Genomic DNA, 2,860 nt, shown 5'->3' on the forward strand with positions numbered 1-2,860 from the left:
CCCTTGCATTTCCCACCCCCGCGCAAGACGGCGCGATCGGTCACCGCAAAAAGGCTTGCACGCGCATGTCGATTGGCCGAAGATTCCTCTCGACGGGTCTTCGGAGGTGGGGATCGCGATGTCTGTCGGGTTTCGATCGTTCGCTGCGATGCTGCTATGGCTTGGCGTCAGCCTTGCCGTCCCTCCGGCCAATGGACAGGAGCATCACGACCATCGGTCCGCCTTGGGACAGGTGAACTTCCCGGTGTCCTGTACGCCCGACGCGCAGGCGAAATTCAACACGGTCGCGGCCCTGCTCTATTCCTTCTACTGGGAGAAGATCGACGCCGCCGTGGATGATGTGCTCGCCGCCGACCCGACCTGCGCCATGGCCTATTGGGCAAAGGCGGTGGCGAGTATCGACAATACGCTCGGATCACCACCGACCCCGAAGCAGGAGGAGCAAGGCTGGGCGGCGGTGCTGGCGGCGCATCGGCTGGGCGGCGGCAAGACACCGCGCGAGCGCGACTATATCGCGGCCGTCGAAAGCCTGTTCAGGGATCGGGCGAGCGTTCCCTTCCCGCAGCGCGCCAAAATCCATGAGAAGGCGCTCGAACAAATCCATCGGCGCTATCCCGAAGATCCGGAGGCGGCGGTCCTCTATGGTTTCTGGCTACAGGTCACGGCCGACCGCAACGACCAGACCTATTCGCAGCAGCTCAAAAGCGCGAAAATCCTGGAAAAGATCTTCGCCGAGCAGCCGAACCATCCGGGCGTCGCGCATTTCATCATCCATGCCTACGACTTTCCGCCGATCGCCGGGCATGGGCTCGATGCCGCGCGGCGCTATGCGGCGATCGCCCCCGATTCCCCGCACGCGCTGCATATGCCCTCGCACATCTTCTCGCGGACCGGACAATGGCAGGATTCGATCGATACCAATGTCCGCTCCCATGCCGCGTCGAAAACCGACCGCGATGCCTATCATGCGATGGATTATCTGGTTTACGCCTCGCTCCAGCTCGCACGCGACGCCGAGGCGCTGAAATGGGTCGAGTTCGTCAATGCAGCGCCGAAGCCCGATGAGGATGCGCGCCAGATCGCCTATGCTGCAGCAGCCGTCCCGGCGCGCTACGCCCTCGAACGCGGGGACTGGGCAGCGGCGGCCGGGCTCCCGCTGCGCCCCGCGCGCGAGCAATTCGACTGGAGCCGCTTTCCCGAGGGAGAGGCGGTCAACGCCTATGCGCGTGGCCTTGGCGCGGCGCGGCACGGTGACGTTCGGGCTGCAACGGTCGAAGTCGCAAGGCTTGCCGCATTGCGGGGCGCGATGGTCGCGCAGAAGAAGGACTATTGGATCGAACAGGCCGACATCCAGACCAGCGTGATCGCGGCGTGGATCGCACGCGCGGAAGGGCGCAACGACGATGCATTGCGGCTCATGCGCGAAACGGCCGACCGGGAGGACAGGACCGAGGAGCATATCATGATGCCCGGCCGCGTGATTCCGGTGCGCGAGATGCTCGGCGAACTGCTCCTCGATCTGAAGCAGCCCGGGAAAGCACTCGCCGCTTTCGAACAGGCGCTGACCAATGACCCCAATCGTTTCCGGCTGATCTGCGGCGCGGCCGCAGCGGCGGAGCGCTCCGGATATCCGGGGAAGGCCAGGGGTTATTACGGCCGCCTGCTGACCCAGAAGGGAATGTCCGCCGAGCGCCCCGAAATCGCGCGAGCGAAAGCGTTTCTCGCCCACTCTTGAGCGAGTCCGCAGAGGCAATGACTTGTTGTCCACCCCTTGCATTTCCTTGGCCTGGGCGTAAGGCGGCGCGGACATAAACCTGCGCGTGCGACTCCGCGTGGCCCCGCTCTCCCGAACGGGCCCCGGCCGTCATTCCCCGCCGCGCCAACATGGGGACTGCAATCCTATGACCACCACGGGTAACGACACGCTGGGCACCCGCTCGACGCTGAGCGTCGGCGATAAAAAATATGCGTACTATTCGCTCGACAAGGCCGCGGCGAAGCTCGGCGACGTGTCGCGCCTGCCCTTCTCGATGAAGGTGCTGCTCGAAAACCTGCTGCGCTTCGAGGATGGCGGCTTCACCGTGTCGAAGGATGACGTGCAGGCGCTGGTCGACTGGCAGAAGGACCCGCATTCGAACCGCGAGATCCAGTATCGCCCCGCGCGCGTGCTGCTGCAGGATTTCACCGGCGTTCCCTGCGTCGTCGACTTGGCCGCGATGCGCGACGCGATCGCGACGCTCGGCGGCGACACGTCGAAGATCAACCCGCTCGTTCCCGTCCACCTCGTCATCGACCACTCGGTGATGGTCGACGAATTCGGCCACCCCAAGGCGTTCGAACAGAATGTCGAGATCGAATATTATCGCAACGGCGAACGCTACGACTTCCTGAAATGGGGTTCGAAGTCGCTGTCGAACTTCAAGGCGGTGCCCCCGGGCACCGGCATCTGCCACCAGGTCAATCTCGAACATATCGCGCAGGCGGTGTGGTCGAGCGAGGACGGCTCGGGTGAAACCGTCGCCTATCCCGACACCTGCGTCGGCACCGACAGCCACACGACGATGATCAACGGGCTCGGCGTGCTCGGCTGGGGCGTCGGCGGGATCGAGGCCGAGGCCGCGATGCTCGGCCAGCCCGTGTCGATGCTGATCCCCGAAGTCGTCGGCTTCAAATTCACCGGCCAGCTCAAGGAAGGCGTCACCGCGACCGACCTCGTGCTCACCGCGACGCAGATGCTGCGCGCCAAGGGCGTCGTCGGCCGCTTCGTCGAATATTTCGGCCCCGGCCTCGCCTCGCTGTCGCTCGCCGACCGCGCGACGCTCGCCAATATGGCGCCCGAATATGGCGCGACCTGCGGCTT

The 2,860-nt window shown here is 64.8% G+C and carries 2 protein-coding genes; both read left to right on the plus strand.

Annotation, left to right across the window (positions count from 1 at the left end; translation table 11 throughout):
- Positions 1 to 118 precede the first annotated feature (118 nt).
- Positions 119 to 1,735 (plus strand): hypothetical protein, encoded by a 1,617-nt coding sequence (locus JHC57_RS21760; protein ID WP_294032663.1) that lies wholly within the window; start codon positions 119 to 121, stop codon positions 1,733 to 1,735.
- A 166-nt stretch (positions 1,736 to 1,901) separates the two neighbouring features.
- Positions 1,902 to 2,860, plus strand: a 959-nt coding sequence (locus tag JHC57_RS21765; RefSeq protein WP_294032664.1) for an aconitase family protein, incomplete at its 3' end; no start/stop codon positions are given.

The sequence above is a fragment of the Sphingopyxis sp. genome (genome assembly GCF_016463645.1).
Taxonomy (GTDB): domain Bacteria; phylum Pseudomonadota; class Alphaproteobacteria; order Sphingomonadales; family Sphingomonadaceae; genus Sphingopyxis.